Origin of the sequence: Pseudomonas sp. fls2-241-TYG-175, from assembly GCF_030209155.1 — a bacterium.
Lineage (GTDB): Bacteria > Pseudomonadota > Gammaproteobacteria > Pseudomonadales > Pseudomonadaceae > Aquipseudomonas > Aquipseudomonas viridiflava.
Map to the genome: position 1 here is coordinate 64,178 of NZ_JARVSO010000015.1, position 18,081 is coordinate 82,258.

The following is an 18,081-nucleotide window of genomic DNA, read 5'->3' on the forward strand; positions in this document are numbered from 1 at the left end:
ACGGACGGGAGTCAGCGCATGGGCGTGCATATCGAAGTCAAAAACGATCCTACGGAAGAAGATCGCCTGGCCATCCTCGAGCCTTTGAGGCGCTACAACGCCGAGCAGGCCGGTGATGGGCAATCGGAAAAGATCGCGTTACTCGTGCGAGATGAAAAAGGCGACATCATCGGCGGTTTGCATGCCCGCCTCTTTTACCGCTGGCTGTTCATTGAACTGCTGGTCGTTCCCGAACAGACCCGAGGTCAGGGAACAGGCTCGCGCCTGATGCAGATGGCCGAAGAGCTGGCCATGGAGAAAGGCTGCGTCGGGATGTGGTTGGACACCTTTGACTTCCAGGCGCCGGACTTTTATCGCAGTCACGGCTTCAGCGAGTTCGGGCAGATAGAAGACTACCCGCCCGGCCACAAGCGCTTCTTCTTTCAGAAGCGCCTGGACGTTCAAGCCGTTTGAAAGACCGGGGCAGCGTCGTGAAACGCTGACCCCGCGTTCAAGGATCAGACCTTGAACTTGCCCACCAGGTTGTTGAACGAAATCGCCAGTCGCGACAGTTCCTGGCTCGATGCGCTGGTCTGGTTGGCGCCCGCAGCGGTCTGGGTGGACAGGTCCTGAATGTTGATCAGGTTGCGGTCCACTTCGCGCGCAACGTGGGATTGTTCTTCCGACGCCGTGGCAATCAACATGTTGCGGTCGTTGATTTCAGCGATGCTCTGAGCGATGCGCTCCAGCGATTGGCCTGTGGCCTGGGCCAGTGACTGAGTGTTGCTGGCCAGCGTACGACTGTTCCCCATCGCACGAACGGCCTGATCGGCGCTGCTCTGTACGCTGCCAATCATCGCTTCGATCTCGCCGGTGGATGCCTGAGTACGGGCCGCAAGGGCACGCACCTCATCAGCCACCACGGCAAAACCACGACCCTGTTCGCCGGCACGGGCGGCTTCGATGGCCGCGTTGAGGGCCAGCAGGTTGGTCTGCTCGGCGATGCCGCGAATCACGTCCAGCACCTGACCGATTTCGCGCACACGCCCAGCCAGCTCTTCGACCATTGCAGTTGAACTGCTGATCTCGGTGCTCACCGTGTTGATCGCGTTCACCGCTTCGCGTGCCTGATCGCGACCGGTCGCCGCCTCGGTGCTGGTCAACTTCGACGCATCGGAGGTGGAGATGGCATTGCGCGCCACTTCCTCGACCGCTGCGGTCATTTCCGTGACAGCGGTAGCCGCCAGTTGAATCTCGTCATTCTGACGCGTCAGGCCTCGGCTGCTTTCTTCTGTGACTGCGTTCAATTCCTCGGCGGCCGAGGCAAGCTGATCGGCAGCACTGGAAATTTGCCCGATGGTGTTCTTGAGGCTGTTTTGCATGTCGCCGAGCGCGGACAGCATCAGTCCGGCTTCATCACGATGCAGACTGACAATCGACTGGGTCAGGTCGCCACCGGCAATACGCTGGGCATTGACCAGAGCGGACGCAATCGGTCGGCTGATCACGCGGCTGATGAAAAGGCCGAGCAGGAAGGCGGCCAGGAACGCCACGCCAATGCCGATGTACAGATTGAGCTTGGCAGCAGACTCGGTCTTGCCGGCAGCGACTGCGCCCTCGCCCGTTTGCCGGGCGTTGGAGTCAACCATGATGTTCAGCTCGTTCATGATCTTGAGGTAGATGTCACGAACCTCACCGTCCACCAGCGTTCTTGCGGCATTGACATCGCCGGCCAGAGCCACGCTGACGGCTCGATCAATCGCCGCCTGATAGGCAGGCCAGTCCTTGTCCATCAAATCACCGGCGGCGCGCTCATCATCTTCAAGTGGCGTGGTTCGATAGGCGGCGTACGCTTTTTCCGCCTGAGCGCGGTTTTCACGCAAGTTCGTGACGACCTGATCCTTGACGCTCTGAGGCGCGTTGGCGGCCACTGTCGACAGCAGGCGGTAGAGGTCACGGTTCTGCGCGATGGCATTGGCCTTGGTTTCACTGGTCTTGCCAACCGACACCAGGTTATTGGAAAACGTGAGCTTGAGGCTATTCGACAGGTCGCCGATGCCCTGGCTGCCGATGATGCCTACCACCAGTGTGATGAGCGCACAGAGTGCAAACGAGATGAACAGCTTGGTGGACAGTTTGGCGTTGTAGAACCAGTTCATGACAAGATCCTTGGTCGAGAAAGCTGGGGGAGGCTCCATTACAGACGCGTGCATGCGTCGATCTGAATCTCCTTGTAGAAAGTTCTATCGGCAATGTGCGAAACCACTGGAGTGTACGAACGATAGTTTTCGTAAAGACGTCGGATTTTTCTGAACTAATACCCCGTGCACACAGCTCCCTGAAACATGCTGACAGCAATGCGGATTTGTGTAACAGGAACTTTCCACCTGCGCTGCGTTACTATTTCCAGCCATTGTTCAGTCAGAGCCCGACCCCAGGATGTTCCCCTCGCCCGTGTCACCGCATGATTCGTTACCCGCCGTTCTTGCCGGTCCGCTGCTGCGCCGACAGGAAGCCAATCGCCTCGTGTTGTGGCTGGTGGGCTCGCGGCCGTTGCCGCTGACGTTGCGTCTGCGGACTGATGAACAGGCGGACGCGACATTCACGGACTATCCGCTCGATGAGCAGCAATGCCAGATCATCGCGATGGGCCAACGGGCGTTCATCCATCTGATCGACGTGCGCCTGGACGGCGATTTGCCGAAGGACCGACTGATCGATTACGACCTTTATATAGAAGACGAACAAACCGTAATTGCCGACTGGGCGCCCCATTTGCTCTACAGCGGCGCCAGCCATCCCAACTTCGTGGTGCGCAGCAAGATCGACCACATCCTCCACGGCTCATGCCGCAAGCCGCATCATGGTTCTGCCGATGGACTGTTATGTGTCGATCAGTTGCTGGCGGACACACTTGATCCACTGCAGCGTCCCGCCTTGCTGATGATGAGCGGTGATCAGGTCTACGCCGACGACGTTGCAGGCCCCATGCTGCGTGGGGTCCATTCGCTGATCGACCGTCTGGGCCTGTTCGACGAGAGGCTGGAAGGCGCCGTGGTCGACGACAGCCAGAGTCTGTACGACCACCCGGCCAGCTATTACCAGCGCGCCGACCTGTTGCCCGCCCTGAAAAGTAACGACACCTTGCGTGATCGCTTCTTCGGCGGCACCAGCAAGCCCGTCTTCACCAGCGCCACTGCAGACAACCATCTGGTGACCCTGGCGGAAGTCATGGCGATGTACCTGCTCGTCTGGTCGCCGGTGCCCTGGTCCCTCGTCACACCGGACATGCCGCAGCTCGACGCGCAAGAGTCCGAGCGCTATGCCCGGGAAAACGTGGTGATCGATGATTTCAGAGCCGGCCTGGGCAACGTCGCCAGAGCCATGGCGCACCTGCCCTGCATGATGATGTTCGATGACCACGACATCACGGACGACTGGAACCTGTCGGCGAACTGGGAAGAGACCGCCTACGGTCATCCGTTTTCGAAACGCATCATTGGCAACGCTTTGATTGCTTACCTGCTGTGTCAGGGCTGGGGTAACAACCCTGATGCGCTGAACGAGCTTGTCGGGCAGGCACGAGCCTTGAGCGATGAAACCGTCAGCCGTGACAACCAGCTGGAGAGCAAGACCCAGGACGCACTGATCGATCAACTGCTGAAATTCCAGCAATGGCATTACGTGCTGCCCACGACGCCAGCGCTGGTGGTGTTGGATACTCGAACGCGTCGCTGGCGCAGTCAGTCGAACTTCAACCACCCTTCCGGCCTGATGGACTGGGAAGCACTCTGCGAACTGCAGCAGGAGCTGATCGATCACAAATCAGCCATCATCGTTTCACCGGCCCCGATTTTCGGGGTCAAGCTGATCGAGGCTATCCAGCGCGTTTTCAGCTGGTGCGGCTACCCGCTGCTGGTGGATGCGGAAAACTGGATGGCCCATCGCGGCGCGGCCCAGGTGATCCTGAACATCTTTCGCCACTCCCGAACGCCGGGCAATTACGTGATTCTGTCGGGGGACGTTCATTACTCGTTCGTCTACGAAATCCTGATCCGGCACCGCAGTGGCGGCCCGCGCATCTGGCAAGTCACCAGCAGCGGTATCAAAAATGAATTCCCCCGACGCTTACTGGATACTTTTGATCGGTTGAATCGGTGGTTATACTCACCGCGTTCGCCGCTGAACTGGTTCACCAAACGTCGCCTGATGAAAGTCATCCCGCGTACGCCAGAACACAGCAAGGCGGGTGAACGGCTGTGGAATTCTGCGGGTGTGGGCCAGGTATTGTTCAACGACCAGGGCCAGCCAACGCTGATCAACCAGCTCAACGCCAACGGCGCACCGCCTACCTGCTTCGTCGAACCGGCAGAATACAGAGACGAGCGGTCAGGTACGGATCGCCGTTTTCTGGAAAACGACAGGGAAACGAGCGATAGTCACCGCTGAACCTTATCGCCGATTGCCGGGTCGATAGTTGCTACCGGTCAGGTTTACGGCAAACCCTGACAAGCATTATTTCCTGGAGAGCGCCCCCGTGATAACCAATCAACGCATAGCCAGACTCAACGCCTGGGGCGCGCATGGCTTCACCGCCACCGGCGTGGTCCTTGCGTTCCTGGCGACCATTGCCTTGTTCAACAATGAACCGAAAGCCTGCCTGCTCTGGCTCGGTGCCGCCCTGATCGTGGATGGGGTGGACGGTTCGCTGGCACGCAAGGTCAATACTACTTCAGTCCTGCCGCACTTCGATGGCTCGGTGCTGGACTTGGTGATTGACTACCTGACCTACGTATTCATTCCCGCGCTGTTCCTCTACCGCTACATCCCGGTCCCGGATTACACGCTGCTGTTGAGTGTGTCGGTGATTCTGGTTTCGTCGCTGTTCTGCTTCTGCAACGTCGACATGAAGAGCAAGGACAATTACTTTCAGGGCTTCCCCGCTGCCTGGAACGTTGTCGTACTGTGCCTTTACATCCTCTCGCCAAGCCCCTGGATGACCTTCATCACCATCATTGCGCTGGCCCTGCTGACCCTGACCCGCATGAAGTTCCTGCACCCGTTCCGGGTACGTCGTTTCATGCCGATCAACATTGCGGTCACAGCGGTCTGGTTGCTGTCCAGCGCACTGCTGATCATCAACCATCCGCACAATGGCCCCGTGGTCATGGGACTGTGGCTGGCGATGTCGGCGTATTTCCTGGGGATTTGTATCTGGAGAACGTCGCTGGAATGGCTGGGCCGTCTCAAGGCCTGAGCTGATTCGCTCGCTGCCCGGACACGCCGGTCAGCGAGCGAGTGACCTGATCAGACTCTGCTTTCGGTTTGAGCCTCGGCTGCATTGGCCGACTTGCCGAAGTGATACGTGGTAAAGCTGCACAGTCCCAACCCGCCCAAGGCCAGCAGGCCGCCGACAATCCCGACGCTCGATACGCCCAGTTGGCTGCTTACCACGCTGCCAAGCAGCGCCCCGCCGCCGATCCCGATGTTGAAGATGCCCGAAAACAGCGCCATTGCCACGTCCGTTGCATCCGGCGCAAGCGACAGCACGCGGGCCTGCAGCAACAGGCCGAAGCTCATGATCGCCATGCCCCAGACCACCGTCAGTGTTCCCAATGTCACAGCATCGCCGGACAGCGGCAGCAGCATCAGCAGACACACCGCAATGGTGCCGATCGCGGTAATCAGCAGCCCGTTTGGAAAGCGATCACTGAACAGGCTGAACACGATCGAGCCCATGACGCCAGCGCCACCGAAGACCAGCAACAGAATCGTCGTGACCTCACCACTGAGATGCGCCACGGTCTCGGTGAAGGGCTCGATGTAGCTGTAGGCCGTGAAGTGGGCGGTGACCACCAGCACGGTCAGCAAATACACCGCCATCAGTTTCGGGCGCTTGAACAGCATCGGCAGGCTTCTCAGCGAGCCGGAGTTCTGGCTTGGCAGCAACGGCAGCGAGCGGGTCAAGAGCACCACGACCAGAGCCGCGACGCCTGCGATGCCCATGAAGGTGGTGCGCCAGCCCAATGCCTCGCCCAGGACCCGTCCCAACGGAATACCCAACACCATCGCCAGCGACGTGCCGGTCGCCAGCAAGCCAAGGGCCTGCACCTGCTTGCCGGGCGGCGCGATACGTACCGCCAGAGACGCAGTGACCGACCAGAACACCGCATGCGCAAACGCAATGCCGACCCGGCTGATCAACAGCACCGTAAAGCTGGTGGCCATGGCCGAGACGATGTGACTGCCCACGAACACCGCAAACACAAAAATCAGCAGCTTGCGCCGCTCGATATTGCGCGTCATCAGCATCATCGGCAGCGACATCAGCGACACGACCCAGGCGTAAATGGTCAGCATCAGGCCGACCTGCGCCGTGGTCATGTCGAAGCTCTTGCCAATGTTGCTCAGCAAGCCGATCGGCACAAATTCTGTGGTGTTGAAGATAAAGGCCGCCAGGGCCAGAGCGAGTACGCCAAGCCAGCTACCGGCATGTGCATTCGGTGGTGTAGTCATCAAAAATATACAACGCTCGAAGTGGGTTGCGACCCGGGGGCCTACCGCCACACAAACACGCGTGGCACCTGTAAAAACCAAGGCATGCGCCCCAATGAAAAAACAACGCGAAAACGCCCCGCTCAATGATCAGGACCGAGCGCAGTGTGCGAAGTGGATTATTGTCGATATGGGGGGATGCAGCCGAATACGTGGAATTCTACGGACCGGGACGCGTGATCACAACACATCCATGAAGCACATCCCGGACAAGTGACCGCCGGTCGGTAAGCACAAGCGCTTATCTGGACGAGGCGTCACCGAGAAAGCGTTTTTCGTGATCCGGCGATGGCAGCAGGCACTGATCATAACGACCGAACAATCGATAGCGATTGAGCGCGATCCGGTTGTAGGCCCAGTCCCGCAGGAAACGTGGAAACACCCGCAGGACACTCAATAGCGGCCACGGCGGGGGCAGCAGACGCATGATGTGCAGAAAGCCATCCGAACGCACATACACGTGGCCATTCTGGATCACGGCGATGGTGTGAAACTCGTCCAGCGGCAATCCCGCCCACTTCAACAGCGCCTGACCTTCATCAGACTGCACCGCAGCCAGTCGCAAACGCCGTTCAGGGTCGTGGCGAATCAGAAACTTCACCACGCCGTTGCACAACTTGCAGACGCCGTCGAACAGCACGACGCATTCATCGGGCTTGAGGTAGGGAGCGGGAGTTTTCGGCATGATCAGACCCTGCTGTAGAAAAGAAAACGCCCCGCCGGTCACGAGACCGGCGAGGCGTTCAGGCTAAAACGCGAAGCGCGAGGAATCAAACCTTCCTGACGAACTCGGACTTGAGCTTCATCGCGCCGATGCCATCGATCTTGCAGTCGATGTCATGGTCGCCATCCACCAGACGGATGTTCTTGACCTTGGTGCCGACCTTGACGACCAGCGAGGAGCCTTTGACTTTCAGGTCCTTGATCACAGTGATGGTATCGCCGTCCTGCAACACGTTTCCGGTGGAATCCTTGATGACCTTGACGTCGTCGGACGCTTCGCTGCCGCCGCCGTCAGCGGACCATTCGTGGGCGCATTCCGGGCAGATCAGCAAGGAGCCGTCTTCGTAGGTGTATTCGGAATTGCATTTTGGGCAGGACGGTAAGCTCACAGGGGATCTCGCATCGGGGTAAAAACCATGGATTATAAAGGGCTTTTCGGTTTTCAGGTGGATCACACGAAATCGCACGTCCATGTCCTTTTGTCACTGCCTTGCAGGGACGTGATTTTCTACAATGCTTCAATAGCAGTCGCATCAGGAGAGTCCAATGTTCGAAAACCGTTTCGCCCCGTTCGAGGACTTGGCTCACCTGCTGATTCCGCATACCCACGCCGAGAAGATCGACGGTTCGCATGACGTCTCGCATTTGCTGAGAGTCTGGAGAAACGTCTGCGCCATTCGTGACGATGAAGGCGGTGACGCCCGCGTGCTGGTGGCTGCCACTTTGCTGCACGACTGCGTGGCGGTCGAAAAGAACTCGCCCTTTCGCTCCCGAGCGTCACGAGTCGCAGCTGCCCGAGCCAGCGAGTTGCTGACCGAAATGGGCTGGGATGAAGAAAGCATCGCTTCGGTCGCTCACGCCATCGAGGCGCACAGCTTCTCGGCACAAATAACGCCCAGGACCCTGGAAGCCAGAATCCTGCAGGACGCCGACCGTCTCGACGCGCGGGGCATGGTCGGAGTGGCGCGCGTGTTTTATGTGTCAGGACGCATGGGACGTTATCTCTACGACCCTCTCGATCCGCACGCCACGCAGCGGCCCTATGACGACAAGAACTTTGCTGTCGACCACTTTCACACCAAGCTGCTGCACCTGGCCGATGGTTTTCAAACCCGTACGGGGGCTTCGCTGGCGAAGGTCAGGCACGAGCGATTGAAGCGTTGTCTGGATGAACTGATGGAAGAAATCGGCGCGCCACACGACTGAAGCCTGCGCATATCGGCCATAGATGACATCAATGCGACATTAACGCGAAACACCGCAGACATGTCATAAAGACATCACACATGTGCCTTATAAACGGCTCTCCGAAAGGGTCCGTTCAAAGAGGTCATCCGCTGTGAAAAATTTCCTGCCTCGTTTCTTGCGCCAAAGGTCCGGGGTAACGGTGCTGCGCCGTTTCAGGATCGCGCCACGTCTGGTCATCTGCTTCGGCATCACGGCCCTGCTCATGGTTTCTCTGGGCGCGTTCTGCCTGTTGCAAATGCAAGACATTCGCCGTCAGGGCGAGGCCGTCGAAAGCGGCGCCTTGCCGAGCATCGCCATGGCCGACGCCATTGCCATCGGTCTGGTGAAACTGCGCAGCGAAACCACTCGGCTGATTGCCAACGCCGACGATCCGGGCGCGGTGATCAACAGCAAGATCAACGTCGAACAGCTCAGGAACGAAGTCGAGAAAGGCTTCGTGGATTATCTGGCGCGTATCCCGGCGGGTACCGAGCACGATTCGATCATCGCCCTGCAGGATGCCTACAAGGCGTTTATGCCGGGGCTGCAGGACCAGATGGTGCTGATCGAGCAGAACAAGCTGGAGGAAGCACGCATGCTGGCCAATACCATGCTGGCGATGCAGGGCGACCTGATGGACATGCAGGTACAGTTACTGCGCGAACTGAACAAGCAAAGTGCCGCTGCTGCCGTGGACGAAGCGAGCGCCCGTTACGAGCAGACGCGCATCATTGCGCTGAGTGCCATTGCCATTGCCCTTGCACTCACCCTGCTGCTGGCCTGGCGTCTGAGCGTCAGCATCATCCGCCCGGTTCGCCATGCGCTGCACATCGCCAGCACCATCGCCGATGGCAACCTGACCCGTCACGAGATTCCAGACGGCAAGGATGAAACCGCACAACTGCTGACCACACTGGGCCGCATGCGCAACAACCTGCACAGCACCATCGACCAGATTTATGCCGCCGCCACGCAGCTGTCCCAATCGGTTCAGGAAATGGGCACCATTGCCGAAGCCAGCGCCCTCAACCTGCAATTGCAGAACAATGAAATCGAACAGGCGGCAGTGGCGGTCAACCAGATGAGTCAGGCTGCCGTCGAAGTGGCGGGCAATGCCAGCAACACGGTGAGCGAGTCCGAAGCCTCTACTCAGGCGGCAGCGCAAGGTCAGGTCAAACTGTCGGCGACCATCAGCTCGATCAAGGAGCTGACCGAGAACGTATTGGATTCATCGCATCAGGCCGAAGGGCTCGCCGAACGTACGCAGAGCATCAGCAGCATCCTGGATGTGATCCGCGCCATCGCCAACCAGACCAATCTGCTGGCACTCAACGCGGCCATTGAAGCCGCACGTGCCGGCGAAGCCGGACGCGGGTTTGCCGTGGTCGCCGACGAAGTTCGCTCACTGGCACAACGCACCAGTGCCTCGACGACAGAAATCGAAGGCCTGATCAGCGGAGTCCAGCAAAGCACTCAACAGACAGCCAGCTCGCTGCGTCATACGGCATCACAAGCCAGCCTGACCCTGGAGCAGGCCGCTGCGACGGGTGAAGCGCTGAACGTGATCATCAGCTCGACCGGCACCATCAACGACCGCAATCTGCTGATTGCCAGTGCGGCGGAACAGCAGGCGCAGGTCGCCGGTGAAGTGGATCGCAACCTGAGCAGCATTCGCGACCTGTCATCGCAGACCGCATCCGGCGCGCAGCAGACCACGGTCGCCAGCAACGCGTTGTCGATGCTGGCGACGGATCTGAATCTGATGGTGCAACGATTCGTGCTCTGAGCATCGGGCGCTGCGTGCCTTCACGGCAACACAGCGTCCGACCGACCTTCAGGCTTGATCAGTCCTGCGGACGCAGGCGGTACTGAGGCGGCAACTGCTCGAAGCCGCTGATGGTGGTGTCCAGACTCTTCCAGCGACCATCCTTGATGCCATAGATGCAACCGTGCACCGACAGGCTCTGGCCGCGATGCCAGGCGTTCTGCACGATGCTGGTGTGAGCGACGTTGGCGACCTGCTGAATCACGTTCAGCTCGCACATGCGGTCGACGCGTTCTTCTTCGGTCGGCAACTGAGCCAGCACGTTGCGATTCTCGTAATACAGATCACGAATCGTGCGCAGCCAGCCGTCGATCAGGCCGAACTGACGGTCCTGCATGGAAGCGCGAACGCCGCCGCAACCATAGTGACCGGTCACCAGAATGTGTTTGACCTTCAAGACATCCACGGCGTACTGAATCACCGACAGGCAGTTCAGGTCCGTGTGCAGCACAACGTTGGCCACGTTGCGGTGTACGAACAGATCGCCGGGCAACATGCCGACAATCTCGTTGGCGGGAACGCGCGCATCCGAGCAACCGATCCAAAGAAATTCCGGGGTCTGCTGGCGAGCCAGCTTGGCGAAGAAGTCAGGGTCCTCCTGTTTGATCGCCTCGGCCCAACGTGCATTGTTATCAATCAGGTCTTGTAGCTCGTTCATGCTTTGATGCCTCGTTTATGATGCTCAGCCTTGGACTGGGCTTTGACACCGGAAGTCACGTCCTTGTGCCACTACCTGATATCACCCTTGATGACAAACCGCACTGATAAACCGTACTGATAAACCGCGCTGATAAAAAAAGGAATCTTCAAAGTTGCGACCGGTCCACCTAACAAGACCACCTGCAATGAGGATTCGTCATGAACGATTCACGCCGTCCATTCGATGCCACCCAACCGGAACCCATCGACGATAACGAAGACCGCATGGGCTCCATGGAAGAACTGAACTTCAGGGATGATGAGACCGCCCGTATCGGTGATCTTATGCCTGAAGACGAACTGCAACATGAAATACCGGATGAGCGCGTGCGCGAAGCCGGCATGACCGGTGCGTCCACCGATGACCACCAGCCAACCGACGATGATCTCTCGCCTGAAACGCTGATTCATGAAGATGGCGCCCGCTCGGCCAGTGAGCGCGGTGAGGACAATCCTGCCGATCTTGACCTGACTGTGGTCGATGAAGATGACATCGGCGGTGGCGACGGTCTGGATGAAGAAGAGATGGCCATTGTCGACCCGCTGGATGGCAAGGCCGGACGCTGAAGCCGGGTTATTCCAGAAGCGTGCAGGCCATGACCACGGCATCTTCACGACCGCCGACTGCGGGGTAGTAATCACGCCGCCGGCCTATCTCGTTGAAACCGTAGTTTTCATACAGACGATAGGCTGGTCGGTTGCTGTCACGCAGCTCAAGGAAGCACTCGCGTGCATTGAGCTGGTAAGCGCGCTTCATCAGGTGATCCAGCAACAGCAGCCCAAGGCCACGCCCCTGACTTTCAGGCTTCACGGTGATGTTGAGCAGATGGGCTTCGTCGATGATGACCTGGACCACGCCGTGCCCGACCTGCTGAGCGCCTTCGAACATCAGCCATATCTCGTATGACTTGAGTCCGTCCAGAAAGATGCCGCGGGTCCAGGGATGGCTGAAGGCTGCGTACTCGATCTTCAGCACCGCATCCAGATCGGCCTCGGTCATGGGCCGGAAGCTTATTGCATCACTCATCAGTTGGTTTCCAGCGCGTCATCAGCCGACGCATGGCTTTCCAGACATCAGCCTTGCGTTCAGGCTCGTCCATCAATAATTCCAGCCCCGGCAGCGCCCACACAGTGCCCAGGCCGTCTACCTGCAAATCCTGATAGTAGGATTCGGCGTCGGCTTCGCCTGCGAATTTCATGGCGGGCAAGCCCACCAGCCACAGGCAGGTGCACGGTTCATCTTCGAGTCTTGCACCGACGAAACCCTGCACGAAGTCACGCGCGGCCTCCGGCCCTTGATCCATCTGGCCACGAACCAGCAGCGGCCAGCGCACAGGCTCGCCAATGATCTGCGGACTGTCCGGCAGACCGGCGGCGCGCAGCATGTCCTTGAGCAACAGATAGGAAGGGTCGCGACTCTGGAACGGCTGGCCGGTGGACAGCTCCACGAGCAGCATGCAACGCCCGGCGCGCAACAATTGCAGGGAGAAACGCGGCGGCGGCACGACCACAGCCTTGGGCGGTGCGGGTTCGGCGTCTTCAACGACCGCAGCGACGGTGCGCGTGCTGGCCAGCGAAGGTCGCGGCACTTCGATTTTCGGGCGTTCGGAGGCTCGCTCGGATGGCCGATCGATGGGCACCACATTGTCTGCAACCACAGGCGCAGGTGAGGAAACCGCTGGCAACTCGTTCTGCACCTCGACCGGCGGCGGCAACGGCGCGAGCAGTTCCGGACGGGAAGGTGCAGCAAACGGCAGTTCAGTGCGCGGCAGCCAGTTGACCACCTGCATGGCGGTCAAATAAGCGCGGCGACGGGACTCATTGAGCAAGGGTCGGCCACCTGTGGATAGTTAGGCGCGCAATTCTAGCGTTGTTCGTCTTTTCGTGCTGAAGCATATCGCGCCCGGGTGAAATCTTGAGTGAATGATGCAGTACAATCGCCGCCTTTCATTCGCCAACAGTCGGCCTATCCATGATCGAACCCAAGCGCGTCCTGCGCGCCCTTGCCGAGCATTGGGCGCTACTCGAGCCCTTATGTGAACACTTCGACCAGGGCACCCTGAGCCTGAGCGAGCTGCGCCTGCAGCTTGCCGCTCAGCAACAGGACAGCACCCCGCAAGACATCACCAATCTGCTGGACGTGTGGATTCGTCTGGACATCCTGGTGCCTGTCGCCAAAAGCCCGAACCGTTTCGAGCTCAATGCGCAGATCCATGACTTTCTGTCCTATCTGCGCCGTGAGCACCGGCTGGGGCTGTGCCTGGAGATTGAAGCCTATCTGCGCCACCTCGAACGTCTGGCCGGTTACATTCAGGACGCCTTCGAGATTCGCGATGCCAATGATCTGGCCAGACAGCTTCGATTGCTGGACATGCGTGTCCGTGACGTGCTGAAAAAGCTCGCCAATGACGAGCAGGCCCTGGTAGCGGTCGCTGATCGGGCCAAGACCAGCGACCGGCAGATCCCGCTTCGCCAACGCTACGCAGAAGTGTTGGCAACCTGGGATGAATACGTCGAGCCGATGATTCAACTGGTCAATGCCGACGGGGCTTTCGAGCAAGGCGTGCGCAAGGTCGAGAATGTCCTGCTGCGTCTGCTGACCGAACAGCAGCGTCTGGGCCATCTGGTCGACGACGACATGCTGCTGCGCACCCATGCGCGCATTCTGGAAATGCAGACCAGCGCCCAGCTCACCCTGCGCCATGCGCGTGAGCTGCTGCTGCCGTTGCGCGAAGAAGCACGTCGCCACAACGCCGTCACCCGCGGCGCAGCGTTGGCATTGTCAGCCATTCGCCGCAAAGGGCTGGACGCCGTGCCGCAGGCTGCAATGCCAATGTTCACCCGTCCGCAAAGCACCTTTCTGGGCAGCGCGAGCCAGGTTGAAGCCTACGTCTACGCCCTGGCGCGCTTCGAGCCCAAGCCAGCACGCTTCCCCAAGGCCAGCGGCACCCGCAAGGGCGAACCTGCCCGCGCGCCGCGTACGGTCAAGGAAATGCTCGAGCGCTGCGAAGACGCCCTGCCGATGCCGGATCTGATGAACTGGCTGCTGGAGCAGGAGCCGAACGGCGAAACAGAAGAATTGCTGTATTGGTTTTCACGCCTCTCCCGCGACAAGCGCTTTGAGCGCGAACGCCTGGAGCGCCGCGAATATTACACACGGGAGCACCGCGTCAGCCTGCGCTCCTTTGCCCTGCTTGCCCCCGCAGACACGCAGTCAGAGAATTCCGAGAGCACTGTTCATGCATCTTGATCTATCCGAAATGTCCCAGCTCGCCCCGATCTTTCGCGAGCTGTTCAAGGGCTACCATGTCAGCCGCCGTGATCCGGAGCTGTACGCCCAACTTTCTAACTTCCAGGATCAGTACCGAGCGCTGTTCAAGGCGCTGGGCTTCGAACTGGTGTGCGATACCCGTGGCTTCTACTACTTCGTGCCGGACCTTGCCGCAGCGCAGGTGAACAAGACCGCCCAGCGTCTGGCGCTGTTCACTTTCATCCTCGTCGAGCATCTGGCCGATCAGGGCCGCGACCCGATGGCCGTGCTGGACGGCGGCAGTCTGGGCCGCGACGAATTGCCGTCGATGCTGGAAAAGTACCGCGATCTGTTTTTGCAGGCCGAGGTTCAGACCCAGGAAGAACTGGAAGAGAAAATCATGCGCCGCATGACCCAGCTCGGCTTCGCCAGCGAGGAAGTGGGTATCTATCGATTCCTGCCGCCGATGCACCGCTTTCTCGATGTATGCCTCTCCGTGCAGCAGGACCGTGACCTGGCAGCCAGCCTGCACAGCGCCCTGCCCTTGCCGACGCCGGTACTCATCGACGACGACAGTGATGAAAAGCTGCTGGAAACCGATGATCCACTGGACCTCGCCGAATTCAGCGAAGAAACCGAAGAAGAGGCGTTGGCCCGTGCCATTGCCGATGAACAGGAGTTGGACGCATGAGCCAGGAACGCTATGGCATTCGCCGTTTCGCCCTGTTGAATACCGCAGGTTACAGCCTGGGTCTGTTCCCGCTGGAGAATCCGCTGTCGGTGTATGGCGCGAACAACCTCGGCAAGAGTGCGTCGATCAACGCGCTGCAGTTCCCGATTCTGGCGCGCATGTCGGACATGAGCTTCGGCAAGTACAGCCTGGAACAATCCAGACGTTTCTACTTCGCTTCGGACACCAGCTACATTCTGGTGGAAGTCTCCCTGCCTCATGGCCCGCACGTCATCGGTGTGGTCGGTCGCGGCCCGGGCGGCGGCTTCGGGCACCAGTTCTTCGCCTACGCCGGTGAACTGGATCTGGGTCATTACCAGAAGAACGACACCTGCCTGCGTCAGAAAGAGCTGTTCACCAATCTGGAAAGCAAAGGTCTGAAAGCGTACGAGCTCAAGCCGGACGAACTGCGACGCCTGCTGGTGGGCGGCCACACCTCGATCCCGCTGGACCTGACACTGATTCCGCTGCGCTCGACCAGTGAGCAGAGCCTGAAGACGTTCCGGGCACTGTTCATCAACCTGCTGCACATGCGCGAAATCACCGCTGCCAAGCTCAAGCAGCTGTTCCTCGATGCCTTCGAGCACAGCCTGCGCTCCGGCAGCGTCGACTACATTGCGGCGTGTGAAGAGGCCTTCCGTGACGTGCGTCGCATGGAACAGGATTACAACTCGCTGGTGCTGGCCGGTCCGCTGGTCGAAGCACTGGCTGCAGGCGTCAAGCAGCGCGACCTGTTGCGCGGCAAGCTGCATCGTCTTTCGCCGATCCTCGATTCTTTGCTGGGCACCTGGTCGGACTACTCGGGTGCACGCAAGGAAGAGCTGGTTATCCAGGCCGAGCACTACCGTGCCCAGCAGGACGAAATGCAGAACGAACAACGCTCCAGCACTCAGGAACTGATGCGCCTGGAACGTGAGATCAGCGGTATACAGCGCTGGGTCGGTGAGCTGTCGGTCCTGAAGAACCGCTTTGCGCTGGTCGACGATGTCAAAGTGCTGGAGCAGCAACTGCTGGCCGCCAAGGACGCGCATGACGAACTGGCCGGTGCAATGGCCCAGTCCCGGCAGTTCAGCGCCGAGGATCTGGACGAGCGACTGCGCGATCTGGAAAAACGCCTCAAGTCACTCAGGCAGCAACTCGATCACGCGGACAACAACAGCTACGCCCGCTTGCGCGAAGAGTTCTCGCAACCGGATGTCGAGCGCCTGATGCGCCTGTTCAACAGCTCGCTGTTCAGTCTGCCGCTTGGCGAGCAGGGTATTGCGCTGGACGATGGCGACGCGTGGGTCAAATCGCTGGAAACGATTCTGGATGGCTTCAAGGGTGATCAGTTCACCGTACCGGGTTTGACGATCAACCTGTCCAGTATCGAGCCTCCCGCTCTCCAGGCGCTGGCCGATCGGGCCGCGTTGCGCGACCAGAAAGAGCGTCTGGAAAAAGAACTGAAGCAGTTGAAAACCCAACAGGCTGTGGCAGCAGATCGTTCGGCGAGCAAGACGCAGACCGAGGCGCTGTATCAGCAGGTACTGGACGCACAGAAGGCGCTTGAAGACTTCCGTCGCTGCCAGACGCTGAGCGTAGAAGAGCCTTCCAGGCTTGAAGACCTGGCGCAGATGGAAGCGGCGCAGGACGAGCTGAAACGCTCAAGCGATGCGTTTACTGAGCGTGTCCAGCAACTGTCGGCCAAGCTGCAACTGGTTGCGCGACAGATCGGCGACCTGGAATCCAAGCAACGTACGCTGGACGATGCACTGCGCCGTCGCCAGTTGCTGCCGACTGACTTGCCGTTCGGCACGCCATTCATGGACCCGATCGACGATTCGATGGACAACCTGCTGCCGCTGCTCAATGACTATCAGGACAGCTGGCAGGGTCTGCTGCGCAGCGATGGTCAGATCGAGGCGCTGTATGCGCAGGTCCGCCTCAAGGGCGTTGCGAAGTTCGACAGCGAAGATGACATGGAGCGCCGTCTTCAGTTGCTGATCAATGCCTATGCGCACCGCACCGATGAAGCGCTGACGCTGGGCAAGGCGCGTCGTGCTGCCGTGACTGACATTGCCCGTACGTTGCGCAACATCCGTAGCGACTATGACAGCCTTGAGCATCAGCTTGCCCTGTTCAACCGCGAGATCAACAAGCGTCAGGTGTCCAACCTGGCCAGCTTCCGCATTGTCCTTGCTCCCAACAAGGAAGCACTCAAGCATATCGATCAGATTATCCACAGCGCCGGTCAGTACGAAGAGGGTGAGACGCTGTCGGTCTTCGATCTGAGCCGGAGTGCTGAGCAGGACAACAAGAACGAAGAAGCCAAGGAATACCTGGCACGTCTGGTGGCGGCTAACCATAACCAGCTGGGCCTCAGGGATCTGTTCGAACTGGCTTTCGAAATCACCAAGGTCAACGGCCAGCCGGTTATCCACACCGACATCGACGGCGCTGCGTCCAACGGCACGACGATGACCATCAAGGCGCTGACCAACATGTACCTGTTGCTGCACTTGATGGACCGCGATCAGGCCGGCCGTGTGCGCTTGCCTTACTACCTGGACGAAGCTGCAGACATCGACGAGAAGAACCAGGCGGCATTGCTGGAGACGAGCCTGCAGCTGGGCTTTGTGCCGATCCTTGCGAGTGTGAAGCCTCAGGTCTCTGCCCATGTCGCTATCGACCTGGAAGGCGGCAGCGGGCCGAACGGTATCTACATTGATGAAGCCGACTGGAAGTACATCCAGCGTCGTGACGAAGTGAAGAAAGAGGTCTCGGAGCTGGCTTCGTAAGTATGGGACCGCTGTGATGAAAAGGCCGCATGTGAATGCGGCCTTTTTTGTGGGCGGCGTTCGGGGGCAGGACCTTGATGGTCTGCACGGTGCGTGGTGTGAACGGCCGTATGGGGGGTTGTGAGCTGCTGCTGACGTCTGCAACTGAATCGCTGGAAGCAGGCTGAGCGCTATAGATAACTGACGAGGGTGATGCGTCTTTTGCAGACGCCACAAAGACAAAACCCCTCACCGCGTGAGCGATGAGGGGTTTCGGAATTCAATCTTGACGATGACCTACTCTCACATGGGGAAACCCCACACTACCATCGGCGAT

16 protein-coding genes and 2 pseudogenes are annotated in these 18,081 nt (G+C 59.3%); 10 read left to right on the plus strand and 8 right to left on the minus strand.

The features are described 5' to 3' along the window. Positions 1 to 18 precede the first annotated feature (18 nt). On the plus strand, positions 19 to 453 hold the full coding sequence (locus QRN20_RS12985) for a GNAT family N-acetyltransferase (RefSeq protein WP_004879867.1): 435 nt from the start codon (positions 19 to 21) through the stop codon (positions 451 to 453). Between the two features lie 44 nt (positions 454 to 497). On the opposite strand, the gene QRN20_RS26880 is transcribed toward QRN20_RS12985, so the two are convergent. Together QRN20_RS26880 and QRN20_RS26885 are read right to left on the minus strand one after the other, a co-directional pair. Next, on the minus strand, positions 498 to 1,382 hold the full coding sequence (locus QRN20_RS26880; RefSeq protein ID WP_406656082.1) for a methyl-accepting chemotaxis protein: 885 nt from the start codon (positions 1,380 to 1,382) through the stop codon (positions 498 to 500). Next, positions 1,356 to 2,192, minus strand: a pseudogene (locus QRN20_RS26885) (MCP four helix bundle domain-containing protein); the annotation flags it as partial. The gene QRN20_RS26880 and the pseudogene QRN20_RS26885, both read right to left, overlap by 27 nt. Positions 2,193 to 2,418: 226 nt before the next feature. Here QRN20_RS26885 and QRN20_RS12995 point away from each other — a divergent pair. Next, positions 2,419 to 4,428 carry an alkaline phosphatase D family protein gene (locus tag QRN20_RS12995; protein WP_058430972.1) on the plus strand — a complete coding sequence of 670 codons (2,010 nt, stop codon included), beginning with the start codon at positions 2,419 to 2,421 and terminating at the stop codon, positions 4,426 to 4,428. Positions 4,429 to 4,516: 88 nt separating this feature from the next. After that, complete coding sequence (gene pcsA / locus QRN20_RS13000) at positions 4,517 to 5,236, plus strand: phosphatidylcholine synthase (RefSeq protein WP_004879872.1); 720 nt, start codon at positions 4,517 to 4,519, stop codon at positions 5,234 to 5,236. A 50-nt stretch (positions 5,237 to 5,286) separates the two neighbouring features. On the opposite strand, the gene QRN20_RS13005 is transcribed toward pcsA, so the two are convergent. From QRN20_RS13005 to QRN20_RS13015, 3 genes are all read right to left on the minus strand, one after another. After that, positions 5,287 to 6,498, minus strand: a complete 1,212-nt coding sequence (locus QRN20_RS13005) for a sugar transporter (RefSeq protein ID WP_025993144.1) — start codon at positions 6,496 to 6,498, stop codon at positions 5,287 to 5,289. 277 nt (positions 6,499 to 6,775) lie between these two features. Further along, entirely contained in the window at positions 6,776 to 7,219 is a 444-nt protein-coding gene (locus tag QRN20_RS13010) for a thiol-disulfide oxidoreductase DCC family protein (RefSeq protein ID WP_029241428.1), read from the minus strand. An 85-nt stretch (positions 7,220 to 7,304) separates the two neighbouring features. After that, entirely contained in the window at positions 7,305 to 7,646 is a 342-nt protein-coding gene (locus QRN20_RS13015; RefSeq protein WP_025993143.1) for a zinc ribbon domain-containing protein YjdM, read from the minus strand. 157 nt (positions 7,647 to 7,803) lie between these two features. On the opposite strand from QRN20_RS13015, the gene QRN20_RS13020 reads away from it, so the two are divergent. From QRN20_RS13020 to QRN20_RS26895, 3 genes and pseudogenes are all read left to right on the plus strand, one after another. Beyond that, positions 7,804 to 8,463, plus strand: a complete 660-nt coding sequence (locus QRN20_RS13020; RefSeq protein WP_285360510.1) for an HD domain-containing protein — start codon at positions 7,804 to 7,806, stop codon at positions 8,461 to 8,463. Positions 8,464 to 8,644: 181 nt separating this feature from the next. Beyond that, a pseudogene (locus QRN20_RS26890) lies at positions 8,645 to 9,412 on the plus strand (MCP four helix bundle domain-containing protein); the annotation flags it as partial. Between the two features lie 69 nt (positions 9,413 to 9,481). Next, the gene (locus QRN20_RS26895) at positions 9,482 to 10,270 is read left to right on the plus strand and encodes a methyl-accepting chemotaxis protein (protein WP_407072063.1); all 789 of its coding nucleotides are present in this window, start codon (positions 9,482 to 9,484) and stop codon (positions 10,268 to 10,270) included. Between the two features lie 58 nt (positions 10,271 to 10,328). Here the strand turns inward: QRN20_RS26895 and can are convergent, their stop codons facing one another. Continuing rightward, complete coding sequence (can, locus tag QRN20_RS13030; RefSeq protein ID WP_004879883.1) at positions 10,329 to 10,967, minus strand: carbonate dehydratase; 639 nt, start codon at positions 10,965 to 10,967, stop codon at positions 10,329 to 10,331. A 200-nt stretch (positions 10,968 to 11,167) separates the two neighbouring features. Between can and QRN20_RS13035 the strand changes: the two genes are divergently transcribed. Then, a complete protein-coding gene (locus QRN20_RS13035) occupies positions 11,168 to 11,575 on the plus strand; it encodes a hypothetical protein (protein ID WP_004879885.1) in 408 nt (135 codons plus the stop codon). 7 nt (positions 11,576 to 11,582) lie between these two features. Here the strand turns inward: QRN20_RS13035 and rimI are convergent, their stop codons facing one another. Continuing rightward, on the minus strand, positions 11,583 to 12,035 hold the full coding sequence (gene rimI / locus QRN20_RS13040; protein WP_004879887.1) for a ribosomal protein S18-alanine N-acetyltransferase: 453 nt from the start codon (positions 12,033 to 12,035) through the stop codon (positions 11,583 to 11,585). Beyond that, positions 12,028 to 12,837 carry a hypothetical protein gene (locus QRN20_RS13045; protein ID WP_029241425.1) on the minus strand — a complete coding sequence of 270 codons (810 nt, stop codon included), beginning with the start codon at positions 12,835 to 12,837 and terminating at the stop codon, positions 12,028 to 12,030. The genes rimI and QRN20_RS13045 overlap by 8 nt, the downstream gene beginning before the upstream one ends. A gap of 143 nt (positions 12,838 to 12,980) precedes the next feature. Between QRN20_RS13045 and mksB the strand changes: the two genes are divergently transcribed. Genes mksB through mksF form a run of 3 tightly spaced genes read left to right on the plus strand, consistent with a single transcriptional unit; the run spans position 12,981 to position 17,765 of the window. After that, the gene (mksB, locus tag QRN20_RS13050; protein ID WP_122412448.1) at positions 12,981 to 14,258 is read left to right on the plus strand and encodes an Mks condensin complex protein MksB; all 1,278 of its coding nucleotides are present in this window, start codon (positions 12,981 to 12,983) and stop codon (positions 14,256 to 14,258) included. Then, a complete protein-coding gene (gene mksE / locus QRN20_RS13055; RefSeq protein ID WP_004879893.1) occupies positions 14,248 to 14,949 on the plus strand; it encodes an Mks condensin complex protein MksE in 702 nt (233 codons plus the stop codon). Before mksB ends, mksE begins: the two co-directional genes overlap by 11 nt. Continuing rightward, the gene (gene mksF / locus QRN20_RS13060; RefSeq protein WP_122412449.1) at positions 14,946 to 17,765 is read left to right on the plus strand and encodes an Mks condensin complex protein MksF; all 2,820 of its coding nucleotides are present in this window, start codon (positions 14,946 to 14,948) and stop codon (positions 17,763 to 17,765) included. Before mksE ends, mksF begins: the two co-directional genes overlap by 4 nt. The last annotated feature ends 316 nt before the right edge of the window (positions 17,766 to 18,081 follow it).